Origin of the sequence: Pseudofrankia coriaricola (assembly GCF_032027725.1) — a bacterium.
Classification (GTDB): Bacteria; Actinomycetota; Actinomycetes; order Frankiales; family Frankiaceae; genus Pseudofrankia.
This window is the reverse complement of sequence record NZ_JASNFO010000003.1, coordinates 70,167-87,706: the sequence shown is the minus strand read 5'-3', so window position 1 is coordinate 87,706 and position 17,540 is coordinate 70,167. Positions and strand designations below refer to the sequence as shown.

General features: G+C 72.9%; 10 protein-coding genes. 5 read left to right on the top strand and 5 right to left on the bottom strand.

The annotated features are described in order from the left end of the window. Positions 1-347 precede the first annotated feature (347 nt). From QOZ89_RS04185 to sdhC, 3 genes are all read right to left on the bottom strand, one after another. Positions 348-1,286, bottom strand: a complete 939-nt coding sequence (locus QOZ89_RS04185) for a succinate dehydrogenase/fumarate reductase iron-sulfur subunit (RefSeq protein ID WP_312623007.1) — start codon at positions 1,284-1,286, stop codon at positions 348-350. 2 nt (positions 1,287-1,288) lie between these two features. Further along, complete coding sequence (locus QOZ89_RS04180) at positions 1,289-3,211, bottom strand: fumarate reductase/succinate dehydrogenase flavoprotein subunit (protein WP_071046149.1); 1,923 nt, start codon at positions 3,209-3,211, stop codon at positions 1,289-1,291. Positions 3,212-3,418: 207 nt separating this feature from the next. Further along, positions 3,419-4,243, bottom strand: a complete 825-nt coding sequence (gene sdhC, locus QOZ89_RS04175; protein WP_071046148.1) for a succinate dehydrogenase subunit SdhC — start codon at positions 4,241-4,243, stop codon at positions 3,419-3,421. A 752-nt stretch (positions 4,244-4,995) separates the two neighbouring features. Between sdhC and QOZ89_RS04170 the strand changes: the two genes are divergently transcribed. Next, positions 4,996-6,372 carry an alkaline phosphatase PhoX gene (locus tag QOZ89_RS04170; protein WP_071046147.1) on the top strand — a complete coding sequence of 459 codons (1,377 nt, stop codon included), beginning with the start codon at positions 4,996-4,998 and terminating at the stop codon, positions 6,370-6,372. 217 nt (positions 6,373-6,589) lie between these two features. Then, positions 6,590-7,726 carry an amidohydrolase family protein gene (locus QOZ89_RS04165; protein ID WP_312623006.1) on the top strand — a complete coding sequence of 379 codons (1,137 nt, stop codon included), beginning with the start codon at positions 6,590-6,592 and terminating at the stop codon, positions 7,724-7,726. 162 nt (positions 7,727-7,888) lie between these two features. On the opposite strand, the gene QOZ89_RS04160 is transcribed toward QOZ89_RS04165, so the two are convergent. Continuing rightward, the gene (locus tag QOZ89_RS04160) at positions 7,889-9,679 is read right to left on the bottom strand and encodes an adenine deaminase (protein ID WP_071046145.1); all 1,791 of its coding nucleotides are present in this window, start codon (positions 9,677-9,679) and stop codon (positions 7,889-7,891) included. 331 nt (positions 9,680-10,010) lie between these two features. Between QOZ89_RS04160 and QOZ89_RS04155 the strand changes: the two genes are divergently transcribed. Both QOZ89_RS04155 and QOZ89_RS04150 read left to right on the top strand, forming a co-directional pair. After that, positions 10,011-10,724 (top strand): NADPH-dependent FMN reductase, encoded by a 714-nt coding sequence (locus QOZ89_RS04155; protein ID WP_312623005.1) that lies wholly within the window; start codon positions 10,011-10,013, stop codon positions 10,722-10,724. A gap of 245 nt (positions 10,725-10,969) precedes the next feature. Then, positions 10,970-12,238, top strand: coding sequence for an ABC transporter substrate-binding protein (locus QOZ89_RS04150; protein WP_312623004.1), 1,269 nt, complete (start codon positions 10,970-10,972; stop codon positions 12,236-12,238). 74 nt (positions 12,239-12,312) lie between these two features. Here the strand turns inward: QOZ89_RS04150 and QOZ89_RS04145 are convergent, their stop codons facing one another. After that, positions 12,313-13,542 carry a CAP domain-containing protein gene (locus tag QOZ89_RS04145; RefSeq protein WP_312623003.1) on the bottom strand — a complete coding sequence of 410 codons (1,230 nt, stop codon included), beginning with the start codon at positions 13,540-13,542 and terminating at the stop codon, positions 12,313-12,315. 613 nt (positions 13,543-14,155) lie between these two features. Here QOZ89_RS04145 and QOZ89_RS04140 point away from each other — a divergent pair. Continuing rightward, the gene (locus tag QOZ89_RS04140; RefSeq protein WP_312623002.1) at positions 14,156-17,515 is read left to right on the top strand and encodes an ABC transporter permease subunit; all 3,360 of its coding nucleotides are present in this window, start codon (positions 14,156-14,158) and stop codon (positions 17,513-17,515) included. Positions 17,516-17,540 lie beyond the last annotated feature (25 nt).

The window sequence follows — 17,540 nt, the reverse complement described above, 5'->3', positions numbered from 1 at the left end:
CAGCCTCGCTGAGGCGGCATCTCACCGGCCCAAAGCGGCTGGTGGCGAGCTGGTCGAAGGACCAGTTGGCGATACCGGAGGCACACCAGACACAGAACGGGCCGCTCCCAGCACCAGGGAGCGGCCCGTTCCTTGTTCCCATGAACTGGTCCCGTTCAGACGGGCCAACAGCTCTACCCACCAAGCAGCGCCGTCGGGCTCACCTCGCCCCGGCGACCCGTCGGCGCAACCAGGCCACCGAAGGTGACAGCGCATCGGCGCAGCGTCAACATAACCGGCACCCGAAGCCAGAACAGACCAGTCCCGGCCGAGTACACCAACCCCGAAACCAGCCCCGGGAGGGCCCCCTAGGGCTCGACCAGGCCGGGCCCGGCCGGGGTCCCTGCCGGATCGACGGACGGGGTCCCTGCCGGATCGGCGGACGGGGTCCCTGCCGGATCGGCGGACGGGGTCCCTGCCGGATCGGCGGAGCCGATCTGGGAGGTCGTGATCTGGGAGGTCGTGATCTGGGAGGTTCGGGGCGCGGAGCGTCCGGCGCGGGACGGCCGCAGGCGACGGCCGAGTGCGGCGATCGGGTCGAAGGAGGCGTCCGCCACCCGCTCCTTGAGTGGGATGATCCCGTTGTCGGTGATCTTGATGTGTTCCGGGCAGACGTCGGTGCAGCACTTGGTGATGTTGCAGTAGCCGATGCCGGCCTCCGCGCGCAGCAGGTCACGCCGGTCGTTCGTGTCCAGCGGGTGCATCTCCAGCTCCGCGTAGCGGATCATCAGTCGCGGCCCGGCGAACACCCTCTTCTTGTCCTCGTGGTCGCGGATCACGTGGCAGACGTTCTGGCACATGAAGCACTCGATGCATTTGCGGAACTCCTGGACGCGGTCCACGTCCACCTGCTGCATGCGGTGGTGCCCGTCCTCGCCGGTTGGCCGGCCCGGCGCGAAGGTGGGCACCTCCTCGGCCTTCTCGTAGTTGAAGGCCACGTCGGTGACGAGGTCGCGCACCACCGGGAACGTACGCAACGGGGTGATGGTGATCGTCTCGCTGGGGGCGAAGAGGTTCAGGCGGGTCATGCACATCAGCCGAGGCTTCCCGTTCACCTCCGCCGAGCAGGAGCCGCACTTGCCGGCCTTGCAGTTCCACCGGACGGCCAGGTCGTTCGCCTGGGTGGCCTGCAGCCGGTGCACCGCGTCGAGGACGACCATGCCCTCCTCGACCTCGACGGTGAAGTCCCGTAGTTCGCCGCCCTCGGCGTCGCCGCGCCACACCCGCATAGCCAGGTCGTAGCCCATCGTCAGGCGTTCCTCTCGTTGTTCGTCCCGGCGACCGGGGGCGTCTCGGGTGGGGTCTGGGTCTTCTCCGCGTCGGCCGGCTGCGGGGGCACATCGGATGGCGGCGGGTCGAACAGTGAGGTGAGCTCGGGCGGCATCTCGGGCAGCGGCTCGGCGGCGAGATCGACGGCGCCGTCGCGTAGCCGGACCACGTGGTTGATCCTGGCGAACACCGGGTCGGTGCCCGGGTAGTCGTCGCGGGTGTGGCCGCCGCGGCTCTCTCGGCGGGCGAGCGCCGCGGTGGCTACGCACTCGGCGACCAGCAGCATCGAGCGCAGGTCGAGCGCCAGGTGCCAGCCGGGGTTGTACTGCCGGTGCCCCTCGACGGCGACCCGCTCGGCGCGCTGGCGCAGCTCCCCGATCTCCTTGAGGGCCTGGGTCAGCTCGCGCTCGGTCCGGATGATCCCCACCAGCGACTGCATCACGGCCTGCAGGTCGGACTGCAGCTGGTAGGGGTTCTCGGTGTCGCCGCCGGTCGCGGCCCGCTCGAACGGGGCGAGCGCCCGCGCCGTGGTCTCGGCGATCTGGGTCTCGTCGGGCGCCGGGCGGTCGGTCGCGGCGAGCGCTGTCGCATAGGCGGCGGCGCCGGCACCCGCGCGCCGGCCGAAAACCACCAGGTCCGACAGCGAGTTGCCACCGAGCCGGTTCGACCCGTGCAGCCCGGCGGCGCACTCGCCGGCCGCGTACAGCCCCGGCAGCGTCGTCGCCTGGCTCTCCGGGTCGACCTTGATCCCGCCCATCACGTAGTGGCAGGTCGGGCCGACCTCCATCGGCTCCTTGGTGATGTCGACGTCGGCCAGCTCCTTGAACTGGTGGTACATCGACGGCAGCCGGCGCCGGATCGTCTCCGGGTCGCGGCGGCTGGCGATGTCGAGGTAGACGCCGCCATGCGGCGTGCCGCGGCCGGCCTTCACCTCGGAGTTGATGGCGCGGGCGACCTCGTCACGCGGAAGCAGCTCCGGTGGGCGCCGCGCCGTCTTCTTGTCGGTGTACCAGCGGTCGGCCTCCTCCTCGGTGTCGGCCGTGTCCGCGGCGAACACCTCGGGGATGTAGTCGAACATGAACCGGCGGCCCTCGGTGTTGCGCAGCACGCCGCCGTCACCGCGCACGCCCTCGGTGACGAGAATGCCGCGCACCGACGGCGGCCAGACCATTCCCGTCGGGTGGAACTGGACGAACTCCATGTCCATCAGCGCGGCGCCGGCGCGCAGCGCGAGCGCCTGGCCGTCGCCGGTGTACTCCCAGGAGTTCGACGTCACCTGCCAGGACTTCCCGATACCGCCGGTGGCGAGCACCACGGCCGGCGCGTCGAACCGGACGAACGTGCCGGTCTCGCGCCAGTAGGCGAAGACGCCGGCGACCCGCTCGCCGCCGGTCGCCGGGTCCGGCGCGGTCAGCAGCCGCTGCACGGTGCATTCCATGAAAACGTCGAGCTTCTTCGCGACGACCCGGTTCTGCAGGGTCCGGATGAGCTCGAGGCCGGTGCGGTCGCCGACATGGGCGAGGCGCGCGTAGCGGTGGCCGCCGAAGTCGCGCTGGAGGATCTTCCCGTCGGGGGTGCGGTCGAAGACGGCGCCCCATTCCTCCAGCTCCCAGACCCGGTCCGGGGCCTCCTGGGCGTGGATCTGCGCCATCCGCCACTGGTTGAGCATCTTCCCGCCGCGCATGGTGTCGCGGAAGTGCACGCGCCAGTTGTCCTCGGGCCACACGTTGGCCATCGCGGCGGCCATGCCGCCCTCGGCCATCACGGTGTGCGCCTTGCCCAGCAGGCTCTTGCACACGATGGCGACCCGCGCGCCCTGCTCGTGCGCCTCGATCGCGGCCCGCAGGCCCGCTCCGCCGGCGCCGACCACCACGACGTCGTAGGTGTGTGTCTCGGCTGTCACAGGTGTTTCCTTCTCTCGTTCCTGGCGTCTGGCTGGCGAGCTCGGGCGGCCTCGGCCGGAGCCGCGCGAAAATGGCGAAGCCTCGCGCCGGGGTTCCTGCCGGATCGACGGAGCTTGCGGAGTCGGTCTGGGAGATCCGCGAGGCCGCTCACGCGATCTCCGGCCGGAGCCGCGCGACGATGGCGAAGCCCGCGCGGCGGAGGCCGTTCATGAGACCCAGTGCGCGTCGGTGAGATGGCCGGACGCGACCAGCCAGATGTAGAAGTCGGCTACCATGATCCACAGCAGGCTCGCCCAGGCGAAGAACATGTGGTGCCGGTTGAGCACCGAAAGCCTGGCCCAGACCCGGCGGCGCAGCGGGGCCGCGGACAGCTGCTTCAGGCCGCCGCCGCACAGGTGCCGGCACGAATGGCAGGAAAGCGAGTACAGCCAGATCAGCGCCGCGTTGACCACCAGCACGCCGGTCCCCACGCCGATGCCGAAGTGGCCGTCATAGATGAACGCGAGCACGGCGTCGTATGTCAGCAGCCCGGCGAAGATGACCGCGAAGTACCAGAAGTACCGGTGGATGTTCTGCAGGATCAGCGGGAAGCGGGTTTCGCCCTGGTAGCCGCGGCGGAAGTCCGGCACCGAGCAGGCCGGCGGCGCCCACCAGAACGAGCGGTAGTAGGCCTTCCGGTAGTAGTAGCAGGTGAGCCGGAAGCCGAGTGGGAACACCAGGATGATAAGCGCCGGCGACACCGGCGATATATCGCCGAAGATATGCGGGGTCGCGTTGTCCAGACAATTATCCGTCAGGCACGGCGAGTAGAACGGCGAAAGGTACGGGTCGTGGAAGTAGTTCCCGTTCCGTAGCGCGGCCCACATTCCGTAGACGACGAATCCCGCGAGCACGACGACGGTCACCAGCGGTTCCACCCACCAGTTGTCCTTGCGCAGGGTGCGCGCGCCGACGGCCGCGCGGGGCGCGGGTACTGGGCGTGGGGTGACGGCCGGGTCCGCGGTCGGCGCGGGTCTGGTCCGAACGGGCATACATGTCTCCTCGGCTCCTGGCGCCGCGGTTTCGCCTCCCTCGCCGGATCGCGCGCGCGCCGACGGGCGTCCCGCGGCGGACGCGGGTTCCACGCGGGCCCGCGCAGGTGCGGCGCCGCGCGGCCCGTGGCGCGCGGCGGCGCGGACCCTCCGCCCGGACGCCGGTACACCATGGCCGAGGCATAGAGGGTCCGTGTGCTGCACATCACGGCCCACGGCGCAGTCTGGCCGAACTCGGATCAGATGGCCAGAGTCTTTGCGGAACGTGTTCTCATCCGCCGCGGACGAATCGGCCCGCGCCGGGCACTGTCTCCCCTCATCGCCCCGGCCCGCGGCCCTGGCGGGCCGCCGCGGTCGCCGCCGGTTCGGCCGGGTGGCCGCCCGCCGGGTGCGTTCTACACCGTTGTAGAAATATGTCGGGTGCCCGGTGCCGCCGCCTTCGGGTTCGCGCCGCCGGGCCGCCGCCCGGTTTCCGCCGACGCCGACTCCGTCGGCGCGACGGCCAACCGCCGTCCCGACGGATGGCCGTTCCGGCTGGAAGACGTCACTCCTCGCCCGCGGAGACCGTCACCTCGCCCCGCGCCACCTTCCGCGCGGGGCGAGGTGACACCGGGAAACCGGTCGCGCCGCGTGGGCCACCCGGTGTGACCCGTCACGCGCCGGTCGACTGTGCTACCTCGGTCCTTCCGCCTACCGTCGTCGACTGGACACCTGGGGCTGGAAGCCTTACCGCCGGCCGAAGGAGGTTCCACATGTCTGTCAATCGTCGTCACGTGCTCGGCACCGGCGCTGCTGGTCTGGGCATCGTTCTCACGGGTTCAGTCGGTTCCGTGTTCGGTGGTACCGCGTACGCGGGCGGCCCGCAGGGCGGCCAGGGCCACGGCCCGGTCTTCAAGGGCTATGGTGACCTCGTCGCCGACCCGAACGGCGTCATCGACCTGCCCAAGGGCTTCAGTTACACCAAAATCTCCGTCCGGGGCACGCCGCTGGCCGGCGGCGGTGTCAGCCCGACCCTCCAGGACGGCATGCACACGTTCCCGGCCGGCCGCTACACCGCGATCGTCCGCAACCACGAGCTGGGCCACGAGGCGAACTACCCGGTCCCGCATGTCAAGGGCCTCACCTACGACGAGGGCGCCGACGGCGGCAACACCGTCCTCGTCGTCGACGGCGGCAAGCTGATCTCGGAGAAGGTGGGCCTCGCGGGCACCGTCCGCAACTGCGCCGGCGGCCCGACCCCGTGGGGCACGTGGCTGACCTGCGAGGAGACCGAGCTCGTCCCCGTCGGCGACCCGTTCGACCCGGCCAACGCCGGCAACCACGACGCGAAGCTGACCAAGCGGCACGGCTACGTCTTCGAGGTCGACCCGTTCGGCCGGCTGCACGACGCGGCGCCGGTGCCGCTCGCCGCGCTCGGCCGCTACGCCCACGAGGCCGTCGCCGTCGACCCGAAGACCGGCATCCTCTACCTGACCGAGGACGCGAGCGGCCCGTACGGCCTCGTCTACCGGTTCCTGCCGAAGCGGCCGATGGGCGGCCCCGGCAGCCTGCGCGCCGGCGGCAAACTGCAGGCCATGTTCGCGGGCGGCCTGGCCGACCTGTCCGGCGTCACCAAGATCGGCACCAAGCTGGCGGTGACGTGGGTCGATGTCCCGGACCCGGACGCCACCACCACGTCGGTGCGTAAGCAGTTCACCGCGGGCACGGTCTCCCAGGTGCCGAAGGCCGAGGGCATCTACTTCCGGGACGGCTCGGTGTACGTCGTCTCCAGCTACGCCAAGGCGGCGCCCGCCGCCGGCCTCCACGAGGGCCAGGTCTGGAGGTTCGACCCGAAGAGGAGCACCATCGAGCTGGTAGTGCGCTTCGCGCCCGGCGGCGCCTTCGACGGGCCGGACAACATCCACATCTCCGCCTGGGGCGAGATGATCCTCTGCGAGGACGGCGACGGCGACAACCATCTCGTCGTCATCGGCGACGACGGCAACCCCTACCCGCTGGCCCGCTCGGTGAGCCAGACGGAGTTCGCGGGCGCCACCTTCTCGCCGGACGGCAAGTACCTCTACGCCAACCTCCAGGGGGATGGCATCACGGTCGCCATCAAGGGCCCGTGGCAGTCCGACCGTCACTAACGGTCTCGTAGCGCGGATGGCCCGGCTTGGGCGGACATCTCCGTCCCGGCCGGGTCCTTCTCGTCCGTGACACTCGCGTGGAGCCATCCTGTGGCGCCCGCGGAGGCATCCTGTGGCGCCCGTCGCGGCCATCCTGTGGCACATGCGCGCGGCCGCCCACGGTTCGGCGTGGCCGAGTAGGCAGTCGTCCACGACCGGGTGCGATAAGCATTGTCCCGTGGCGAACTCATCGCGGTCACCCTCCCGGGAAGTCCTGCGGCTGGCCGGCCCCGTGCTGGCCGGGCCCGAGGACGTCCGCGACGAGCTGTGGGTCGTCGGTGGGAGGATCACCTTCTCCCGGCCCGCCGCGCCGGCGGAGACGGTACGTGGCTGGGTGCTGCCGGGCCTCGTGGACGCGCACTGCCACGTGGGCCTCGACGCGCATGGCGCGGTCGACGAGGAGACCACGCTCGCGCAGGCGCTCGCGGACCGTGACACTGGCGCGTTGCTGCTGCGCGACGCGGGCTCCCCGGCCGACACCCGTTGGATCGACGACCGTGAGGACCTGCCCCGCCTGGTGCGGGCCGGGAGGCACATCGCGCGGACCCGCCGCTATATCCGCAACTACGCCGAGGAGATCGAGCCGGAGGGGCTCGTCGCCGAGGTCGCGCGGCAGGCGGAGCGCGGCGACGGCTGGGTGAAGCTCGTCGGCGACTGGATCGACCGGTCCCTCGGAGACCTCGCCCCCTGCTGGCCGGCGGACGCCGTCGCCGAGGCAATCGTGGCGGCACACGCCGCCGGCGCCCGGGTGACGGCGCACTGCTTCGCCGAGGACGCGCTGGCCGACCTCGCCACCGCGGGCATCGACTGCGTCGAGCACGCCACCGGCCTCACCGACGACACCATCGCGCTCTTCGCCGCCCGCGGGATCGCGATCGTGCCGACGCTGGTCAACATCGCCACGTTCCCCGGAATCGCCGCCGATGCCGAGGGCAAGTTCCCGCGCTACGCCCAGCACATGCGCGCCCTGCATGCCCGCCGGTTCGAGACCGTCGGCGCCGCCTACGACGCCGGCATCCCGATCTACGTCGGCACCGACGCCGGCGGCTCGCTGCCGCACGGCCTGGCCGCCGCCGAGGTCGCCGAGCTTGTCAGGGCCGGTCTGCCGCCGGAGGCCGCCCTCGACGCCGCGGTCTGGTCGGCCCGTGCCTGGCTCGGCTACCCCGGCCTGGAGGAGGGCGCCTCCGCCGACCTCGTCGTCTACCCGGACGACCCCCGGGCTGACGTCGCCGTCCTCGCCGCCCCCGACCTGGTCCTCCTGCGCGGCCACCCCGTCGCCGGCGCGGGCGCCGGCGCCACCGTGCCGGCCGCCTGAGCCGCCTGGCGCCCGAGCCGGCCGCGAGAGCCGACCTCGTCCGCGGCCGGGTGAGGCTGGGCCGTGTCTGACGGCCTCCGGCCACGCGAGGCTCCGCCGTCATCGCCGCAGGGGTCCCCGAAAGATCGGCGCCAGCCGGTCTTTCGGGGGAGCGACTTTGGCCTAGCCGCCGGAGGTGAGGAGGGGGGAGGCGATGCGCTCGCCGGTGGTGCCGTCGATGAGGCCTAGGTCGGTGACGTGCGGGCCGGGCAGGCAGGCGAGCGAGGCGACCATGACGGTGAACAGCGGCTGGGTGAGGATCCGGAGTGTGAGGCCGACCGCGGCGGCCGCGTCCTGGACGGCCCGCTGGGCCTCGGCCACCTCGGCCGCCGGCAACGGCGACAGCAGCCCGGCGATCGGGAGCGCGACCCGGGCCACCACCTTGCCGCCGGACGCGACCGCGACGCCGCCGCCGTCCGCGATCACCTGGTTCGCCGCGGCCGCCATGTCGACCGGGTCGCGGCCGAAGACGACCAGGTTGTGGGTGTCGTGCGAGACCGACGTGGCGACGGCGCCCGTCCACTCTCCCCAGCCGGAGACCAGCGCGGCCTGCGGGCGCGGGGCGATCCGGCCGTGCCGGTGCACCGCGACCTGCAGCATGTGCCCGTCGGGCGGCACCACCACGCCGTCACGGACCTTGGCATCGACCTCGCCCCAGGTGGTGAAGACCGGGCCCGCGAGCACCCGCAGCCTCGTCGTGCCGTTGTAGACCCCGCCAGGCAGGTGGCCGACCCGCAGCACGAAGTGGTCCGGGGTGAGCGGGTCGATCTTCATGGTGTCCAGTGGCGGCACGCTCGGCCCCTCGACCACCGGGACGACCATCTCGCCGCCGGAGGCCACGTGCTGGCCGGCGGCGAAGACCTCGTCGACGGCGACCGTCGCCAGGTCGGACAGGATGATCAGGTCAGCCTGCCGGCCGGCGGCGACCAGGCCCAGGTCGGTTCGCCGCAGCCGGTAGGCCGCGTGGTAGGTGGCGATCCGCAGCGCGCGCACCGGGGCGAGGCCGTAGCCGACCAGGCGGCGCAGCAGGTGGTCGATGCCGCCGTCGGTGAGCAGCGTCAGCGCGAACAGGTCGTCGGTCGCGGCGCACAGGTGCGTCGGCAGCTCCGGCAGCGCGTTCAACTCGGCGACCAGGCCGGGCAGGAGATGCTCGAACGCGCCACGCAGCTCGACGGTCAGGCCGGCGCGCAGCTTCTCCATGGCGTCGTCCTGCGTCACGATCTCGTGGTCCGAGGTGATCCCGGCCGCGAGGTATGCCTGCAGCTCGGCGCCGGTGAGGCCGGCGGCGTGCCCGCTGACCAGCTTCCCGCTGGCCAGGCCCGCGGCCACGACGTCGACCATCCGCCCGTCGCTGGTCAGTACGCCGAGCATGTCCATGACCTCGGCGAGCCCGCCGACCTCCGGCCAGGCGAGCATCTCGGCGACCTCGGGCCCGTGCAGGTCCGCCCCGGACAGCTCCAGCCCCGGCATCGGCGGCACGCACGACGGCGCCTGGACGATGAAACGCACCGGCAGCCCGCGGCTGGCCTCCACGGCGTAGCGCACCCCGGCGACGCCGGCGACGTTCGCCAGCTCGTGCGGGTCGCCGAAGATCGTGGTCGTGCCGCGCGGGCAGACGGCCGACGCGTAGGCGCCGGGCGTGAGCATCGAGCTCTCGAAGTGGACGTGCATGTCGATGAGGCCAGGGGCGATGAACCGCCCGGTCGCGTCGAACGCGTCCAGCGCGTCCGTCCGGCTGCCGCTCGGGTGGACCGAGGCGATCAGCGGGCCGACCAGCCCGACGTCCGCCGGCCGCACCTCGCAGGTGCCGACGTCGACGACACTGCCGCCGGTGATGAGCAGGTCGAACGGCCCGACGCCGCGAGCGGCGTCGACGGCGCGGCGGCGAAGGGCCGGGTCGACAGCGTCGTTCATGGGGTCAAGCTAGGCCGCGGCTATTACAACTGTCCGCCGATTCCGCTCACCGTTGTTACGGGACGCTGGCGACCGAGACCGCCGCGGACCGTCACCGGTCCTCGTCTGGTGACGGCGCATCGGCGCGGTGCCACCCCGGCCACCTCGTCAGCCCGGAACCGGCCCGGCCACCGTCAACTGCCTAGGCACGGAACCCCGCGGGAGGGCAACTTGGCGCCCGCCAAGCCACCGGAGCGTCATGGGACAAACATGCCTACTTACCCCCGTATTGGCCGTGGGCGTGACAGCCATAGGCTCATTGCATCACGGCTGGTCGGGAGGGAGCGGGCTGGTGGACGGCTTCGGGACGGGCCCGTCGGTGGTGCGCGACGGTTCCCCCTTGACGGTCCGTCGCGGCAAGGATGCGTCGGCCGATCGCATACCTCCTCCCGGGCTCGAGCGCCGCAATTCCGGTCTCGGCCCGGGGCAGTCGGGGCGGCGCCGGCCGCTGATCGTCGGCATCGGCGGATCGGCGCGGAGCGACTCGCCGACCATGCGGGCGCTGGGCGCCGCGACCCGGATGCTCGCCCAGGCCGGCGCCGAGACGGTCATGCTCAGCGTCGCCGAGCTGGATCTGCCGCCCTACCAGCCGGACGGCAGGGAGCGCTCCCCGGCGGTCCGCCGGCTCGTCAGCGAGGTCCGCCGCGCGGAGGGCCTGGTCATCGCGGCCCCGGACTACCACGGTGGCACGTCCGGCGGGCTCAAGAACGCTCTCGACTACCTGTGGGACCTGGGCGAAACGGCCCGCCCGGGCCTGGATGCCCGCCCCGTCGGGCTGCTGGCGTGCGACGAGGGGCCGGGCGCTGGTGGCGCGCTGGCCACGCTGCGGGCGACGGTGCACGCCCTCGGCGGCTGGCCCACGCCGCTCGGGGTCAGCCTGGGCAGGCAGGAGTGCGCCACGATCGACCAGTACGGCGCCATCTCGAGCCCGGCCATCGCCGGCCGGTTCGACACACTGACGGATCAGATCATGGGCTTCGCCTACGCCTGGTCGCATCTGATCTGAGGGCGATCCCTGATCTGACGATGATCTGGGTGCCTTCCGCCGGGCGTTCGCGCCCACCCTCACGTAACGGGCAAACCGGCGCCAGCTAACGTGTCGTTGCCCTGACCGCCGCGCCAGGAACACCCGCGAGTCCAACGGATGCGCGCGGTTGTGGCGCGCTGGCCGCTCCCCGCGGCCAGGCGGCGCGCGGTCGAGAGCTCACAGTCGACGAGATCTCCGTCGATGAGGATTGAGGAGGGTCCCTGGTGGGACGACGGCACATGCTTCGCCTGGCCGCCGCCGCGCTCGGCTCCGCCCTGGCGCTGGCGGCCTGCAGCGAGTCCGGCGGCGACGGCGGCGGCGGAGGAGGAGGCAGCACCCCGGTCGCGGCCGGGGCCTCGGTGAAGCTGATGGCGATCCTGCCCACCGGGACGGCCGGCTCCAACTACCCCGACATCCTCGCGGCCTCCAACGCCGCGGTGCGCGGGCTCAACGCCCGTGGCGGGATCAAGGGGCACAAGGTCGAGCTGGTCTACTGCAACGAGAAGAACGACGCCGGCACCGCCAAGTCCTGCGCCCAGCGGGCGGTGGAAGAACATGTGCTCGCCGTTGTCAACGAGGTCAGCGCGACCGGCGGGATCATGCCGATCCTCGAGGCCGCCAAGATCCCGTCGATCGGCTCCGGGGGCATCTCGATCGACCAGTCGGAGCTCTCCTCGCCGGTCAGCTTCATGCTCAGCCCGCTGACCGACTATCCGGCGGTGTGCCCGGCTCTGCTGAAGAAGGCGGGCGCGACGAAGCTCGGCGCGGTCGGCTACAGCCTGCCCCAGGCGGACCGGCTGATGAAGATGGCGGAGATCGGGGCGAAGGACGCCGGTTCGCCGCTCGCGCTCGAGCCGCGGGTCCCGATCGACACCAGCGACTTCACGCCGACCGCGACCCAGCTCAGCCGGGCCGGCGTGAACGGTACGGTCCTCGTCGTCGTCGACCAGGGCGCCTACGCGGTGATCAAGGGCGGCGGCGCCGGTGGCGGCAAGTACTGCCACGCGCTGGGTGTCCTCTCCCGGAACTGGCTCATCGAGGAGGGCGCGGCGGCCGACTCGATCGTCTTCGCGAGCGCCTTCCCGGAGCTCAGCCAGACCGGCCAGTTCCCCGAGCTCGCCAGGGCGGTCCAGGAACTCGACGCGGAGGCCGCGGCCGGTGACGCCGACGCGGCGACGGACAAGCGGATCAGCTCGACGAACACCGTCGGCTCGTGGCTGTCCGTGCAGGTCGTCGAGAAGGTCGCGAACGCGATCCCGGGTGACGAGCTGACGTCGGCGGCGCTGCTCGACCAGCTCAACAAGACCTCTGGCCTCGACCTCGGCCTGCTGCCGCCGCTGGACTTCTCCAAGCCGTCGCCGATCCCCGGCGCGCAGCGGCTGTTCAACACCACCATGCGCGGCGTGCGCTGGGACTCGGCGACCAAGACCTACGTACCGCTCGGCACCGAGGCCTACGACGCCCTGAAGATCCTCACCCAGACCGGCACTTAAGCGCTCTGACAACAGTCCGTGCTCGGATGGTGAAACGGCGGGAAGGGCGCAAGCGCCCTTCCCGCCGTTTTGCTTTACCAGGTGCGGGGGGTGCCGAAGACCTGGGTCCAGTAGCAGCCGTAGACGTCGTCGCTGACGGCGTAGCCGACGCCGATCTCGGTGATCTCGGGCAGGAGGATGTTGCGGCGGTGGCCCGGGCTGTTCATCCAGCCCGTGACGACCTCGGCCGGGGTCCGCTGACCGGCGGCGATGTTCTCGGCCACCGTCGCGTACTGGTACCCGGCCGCCTCGACCCGGTCGGAGACCTGCCTGCCCTCCGGGCTGCTGTGGTCGAAGAACCGGCGGCGGGCCATGTCGGCGCTGTGCGCCGCGGCCGCGATGGCGAGCCTGGGCTCGGGCGCGAGCGGACGCAGGCCGTGGCGCTCGCGCTGCTGGTTCGTCAGCATGATGACCTCGGCGAGGCGGTCGGCGTCGCGCGGTGAGACCGGTGCCCATGGCGGACCTGGTTCGGCCCGTTGGCCGGGCGGGCTGGGCGGCATGGGCATGGGCATGGGCGGCGGGCCGGCTGCGGGCGGCGACGGTGGCCGCGCGGGCCAGGGCGGCGGCGCGGGCGCGGGGCTTCTCCGCGGCCCGGGCCGCGGCGGGCCGGCAGGCGTCGTCGCGGGCGCCCTGGGTGCCCGTCGATCAGGCGGGGCCGACGGGACGGGACGTCCCGGTGCCCGCGGCTCGCGGGCCGTGGGCACCGGCGGGGCCGGCTCGGGCTCCACATCGACGCCGAAGTCGCGCGCGAGCCCGGCCAGCCCGTCCGCGTACCCCTGCCCGATCGACCGGATCCGCCACCCGCCGGCCCCGCCACCGCCGGCGGCGGCCCTCCCGGCGGCGGGGCCAGCGGATCCGCGCTGGTAGAGCTCGCCGACGAGCAGGGCGGTCTGCGGCCCAAGCGGCGGCGGCAGCAGCCGGACAACGGTGATGCCGGAGGTGCCATGCACGGTCGTCACCGGAGCTGGCAGCCGGCCGAACGGGGTGACGCGGTCCGCGGGACTCGCCACCAGCACCACCCGTGCCGCGCCCCGGCGCAGCCGCCGCGGGTCGACGGTCAGCTCGTCGCCACCGCCACCAGAGGCGGCGGGTGTGAGCCGGAGGCCCGCCGCCGTCGGCTGGTTGTAGAAGACGAAGTCCTCGTCGCCGCCGACCCGGCCGCCGTCGCCGATGACGAGCGCCGACAGGTCGAACGGTCCGCCCAGCCGGACGCGGATGGCGCCCGCGGGCAGCGGCGCGTTGGCCCCCGCCACCAGTTCGAGCATGCGCACCCCCTTGGACTGTTCAACGATCGACGCCGGCCCGGGTTCCGCCGGGGCGCCACCCAGCTGTTTCGGACGGTCGCGCGGCCGAGGGCTGTGACGACTCCCGCCGACGGATGGTCACTCGGTCGTTTCATTCCGTCGCATGGTCGGATCTCGCTTCCGAACCCTGCCCTCGAACCGCGCCAAATGGGTAGCGCGACCGCGTTCTCCGGTCACGCCGGCGGCGGTTATCCAGCGTGTGGTCCAAGGTGCGTGAGCATGTCATTCCCGCCGGCGACCGGAGGCTGTGGGAGATCTTGGCCGAGTGTTGCGCGAGCATGTCGTTCCCGCGCGCGGCGGCGGCTGCCGGAGGCCATTGAGGATCTTGGCTGAAGGTCGTGGGACCATGTTGTTCTCGTGCAACCGGACACCGATGGAGACCCGGTCGAAGGTTGTGCGACCATGTCGTACTCGCGGGACCGGGCGCCGCAAGAGGCGCGGTCATGCGGGGCATTGTGGGAGCCGTGGGCTTCTCGACACAGAAATGCGGCGGAGGCGCTGGTTTGCTGGCCATGACGCGTCGTCGGTTCCCGGCGTGCCGGTACCGCGTTTCCGGTAGTGAAGGTGGGCCACGGTGAACGACGCGATCGGCTACGCACTGCTCGGCCTGGGCACCGGCGGCCTGTACGCGCTGATGACGGCCGGGATCGTGGTGGTCCAGCGCGGCGCGGGCGTGCTTAACCTCGCTCACGGCGCGCTGCTGGCCTGGGCGGCATACTCGTTCCACGGCGTCGCCGAGGTGTGGGGCCTGCCTGTCTGGCTCGCCGCGTTCGCCGCCGTCGTCTCGACGGCGCTCATCGGCCTGATTTTCCACCTTCTGGTGATGCGCCCGATGCGCGACGGCTCGGCGCTGACCAGGGTGATGGCCACGCTCGGGCTGCTGATCATCCTGCAGTCGGCGCTCACGCTGATGTACGGCACGCCGGTCCGTACCGCGCCGACCGTGCTGCCGACAGGCAAGGTGACGCTCGCCGGCATGCCGGTCGGCTGGGACGTCTTCGTCCGGCTCGGTGTCGTCGCGGCGGTCCTCGTGGCGCTGTGGGCGCTGTTCCGGCATACCACGATCGGGCTCGCGGCCACGGCCGTCACCGAGAACCCGCGGGCGGCCGCGACGTTCGGCTGGTCGCCCGACCTGGTCGCCGCCGGGGCCTGGACGCTCGGGGCCGCGCTCGCGGGTCTCGCCGGTGTGCTGCTCGCCCCGCTGCAGATGCCGCTGTCGGCGCCGAACCTGATGCTGCTGATCGTGCCGGTGCTCGCGATCGGCCTGCTGGCCGGGTTCCGCTCGTTGCCGGCCGTGTTCGTCGCCTCGCTCGTGCTCGCGGTCGTCGAGGTGGAGACGCAGGTTCAGCTGATCACCCGGCATCCGGCCTGGCGCGGTGTCGACCGGGCGATCCCACTGATCGTGATCGTCTTCTACCTGGCGATCCGAGGCCGGCACATCCCCGACCGGGGGCACGTGAGCGAGCGGCTCCCGGCGCTGGGCAGCGGCCGAATCCACTGGCCGGCGCTCGTGCTGACCGTCACCGCCGCGATCTGCCTGGTCTGGTACGCCCTGCCGGTGGACTGGGTGAACGCGCTGAACGCCAACGCGCTGTGGGCGATCCTCATCCTCTCGGTCGTCGTGCTGGTCGGCTTCACCGGTCAGCTCTCGCTTGCCCAGCTCGCCTTCGCCGGGGTGGCCGCGCTGATCGCCGGCCGGCTCGTGGCGGTCCACGGCTGGCCGCTGGAGGCGGCGCTCGCGCTCGGCATCCTCGGGACGTCGGCGCTCGGGGTGCTGTTCGCGCTGCCCGCGCTGCGCACCCGTGGCCTGCAGCTCGCCGTCGTCACCCTCGGCCTTGGCGCGGCCGCGGACGCGATCCTCTTCCAGCGCGGCTACCACACGCCGCCGCCGCCCGGCTCGGTCGCGGCGGCGCTCGGCGAGCTCGGCCAGACGGAGGGCACCGCCGTCGGGCACGCGCGGCTGTTCGGTGTCCGCCTGGACACGGTCGTGGCGCCGCGAGCGTTCGCGACGCTCGTCGTCATCTCGTTCGTCGTCCTCGCGGTCGCGGTGGCGAACCTGCGCCGCGGGCGAGCGGGCCGGCGGCTTATCGCGGTGCGGACCAACGAGCGCGCCGCGGCGGCGCTCGGGATCAGCGTCGTCGGCGCGAAGCTCTACGCGTTCGCGCTGTCGGCCGCGATCGCCGGGTTCGGCGGCGTGCTCTATGCCTTCTATCTCTATGGCTCGCGCGGCAACATCGACTACGGCGGCATAACGTTCTCGCCGTTCAGCTCGATCCTGCTGATCGCGTTCGCGGTGCTCGGCGGTGTCGGCTGGGTCAGCGGCGCGTTCGCCGGCGCCGCCTGGGCGGCGGGCACGCTCGGTACCCGGTTCGGGGCGTGGCTCGGGAAGCTGCTGACCGATGTGGCGGCGTTCGCCAGGACGATGATCGTCCTGCTGGGCGCGGTGGTCGGCTTCGGCGTCGGTGCTGGCGCCGGCTCCCGCCGGCCGCGCGGCGCGGCGCCGGACGCGGCTGACGGCGAGGCGGCCGGCGCGGACGAGGCGGCTGGCACGGCTGGCATGGACGACGCGGCCACGCCGGGGGCCGACGGGCGGGCAGGTGCCGGCCGGCCGGCCTCGGCGCGGCCGGCCATCCGGCGGCTCTGGCCGTGGGCGGGCGCGGTGGTGCTCGCGGCTGTCGCGCTCGGGGTCAGCGGCTGGGTGCTCGACTGGCTGACCCAGCTCGACCGGTACGTGCCGCTGATCGGCGGCGTCGTCCTCGTCGCCATCCTGGCCACCTCCGGCGGCGGGATGGCGCCGGGCAACGCGGCCCTGGCCAGCGCCGTGGCCGCCCGCTGCACGCCGCCGTCGAGGAGGGCGGCGCGCGCGGCGCGCGAGCGCCGCCGGCTCGCCCAGCTGCTGGCCGGCCCGGCGGGTGTCGAGCCAGCCGTGGCACCGGGTGTGCCGGACGCCGCCACTGTCGTGGCGCCCGCCGAGCCGCCCGCCGCCACCACAACTACCACCACCGGCGGCGCGGCCGGCGTGGCCGCGGGCGCGCGCGCCGCGAGGCTTGCCGCGCTCGCGGGCGGCGTGGGGGTGATCCGGCCGGCGACGCTGTCGATCTGGGGGCTGACGGTCCGGTTCGGCGCCGTCACCGCCGTGGACGACGTGAGCCTGCGGGTCACGCCCGGCCAGATCGTCGGCCTGATCGGCCCGAACGGCGCCGGCAAGACCACCGTGATCGACGCGATCACCGGCTACACCCCAGCCAGAGCACGGCAGCTGACGCTCGGCGAGCACCGGCTCGACCGGCTGCCCGCGCACCGGCGGGCGCGGCGCGGCGTCCAGCGCTCGTTCCAGAACCTCGAGCTCTTCGAGGACCTGACCGTGCTGGAGAACATCGAAGCCGCGAGTGACCCGCGAGACCTGCGCGCTTACCTGACGAACCTGTTCTGGCCGCGCACGAGCGTGCTGCCGCCGGCGGCGCGCGCGGCCATCGAGGCATTCGGGCTGGCCGGCGACCTCACCCGCACCGTCACCGAGCTGCCCTACGGCCGGCGCCGGCTGCTCGCGATCGCGCGGGCGGTCGCCGCCCGCCCGTCGGTGCTGCTGCTCGACGAGCCCTGCGCCGGGCTGGACGAGCACGAGAGCGCCGAGGTCGCGGCCCTGCTGCGCCGGCTCGCCGACGAGTGGGGCCTGGGCATCCTGCTGAACGAGCACGACATGGACGTCGTCATGTCCGTCTGCGACCGGGTCGTCGTCCTCGACGCCGGCAAGACCATCGCCGAGGGCACCCCCGCGCAGGTCCGTGACGACCCGATGGTGCAGCTGGCCTACCTCGGGGAGAAGGTCACCGTCCCGCCCAGGCGGCGCGCTCCCGCCCAGCGGCCGCTGGCCGAGCGCGCCAGCGAGCCGGGCCTGGCCGGCGAGCCGGTGGCGCCGGGGGCCGCCCGATGAGCGCGAAGGCAGGTGTGGTCAGGCA

Excerpts from the sequence above, each read along its gene's own strand:
- sdhC (WP_071046148.1), bottom strand. The coding sequence starts at position 4,243 with ATGCCCGTTCGGACCAGACCCGCGCCGACCGCGGACCCGGCCGTCACC.
- QOZ89_RS04170 (WP_071046147.1), top strand. The coding sequence starts at position 4,996 with ATGTCTGTCAATCGTCGTCACGTGCTCGGCACCGGCGCTGCTGGTCTG.
- QOZ89_RS04145 (WP_312623003.1), bottom strand. The coding sequence starts at position 13,542 with ATGCTCGAACTGGTGGCGGGGGCCAACGCGCCGCTGCCCGCGGGCGCC.
- QOZ89_RS04185 (WP_312623007.1), bottom strand. The coding sequence starts at position 1,286 with ATGGGCTACGACCTGGCTATGCGGGTGTGGCGCGGCGACGCCGAGGGC.
- QOZ89_RS04160 (WP_071046145.1), bottom strand. The coding sequence starts at position 9,679 with ATGAACGACGCTGTCGACCCGGCCCTTCGCCGCCGCGCCGTCGACGCC.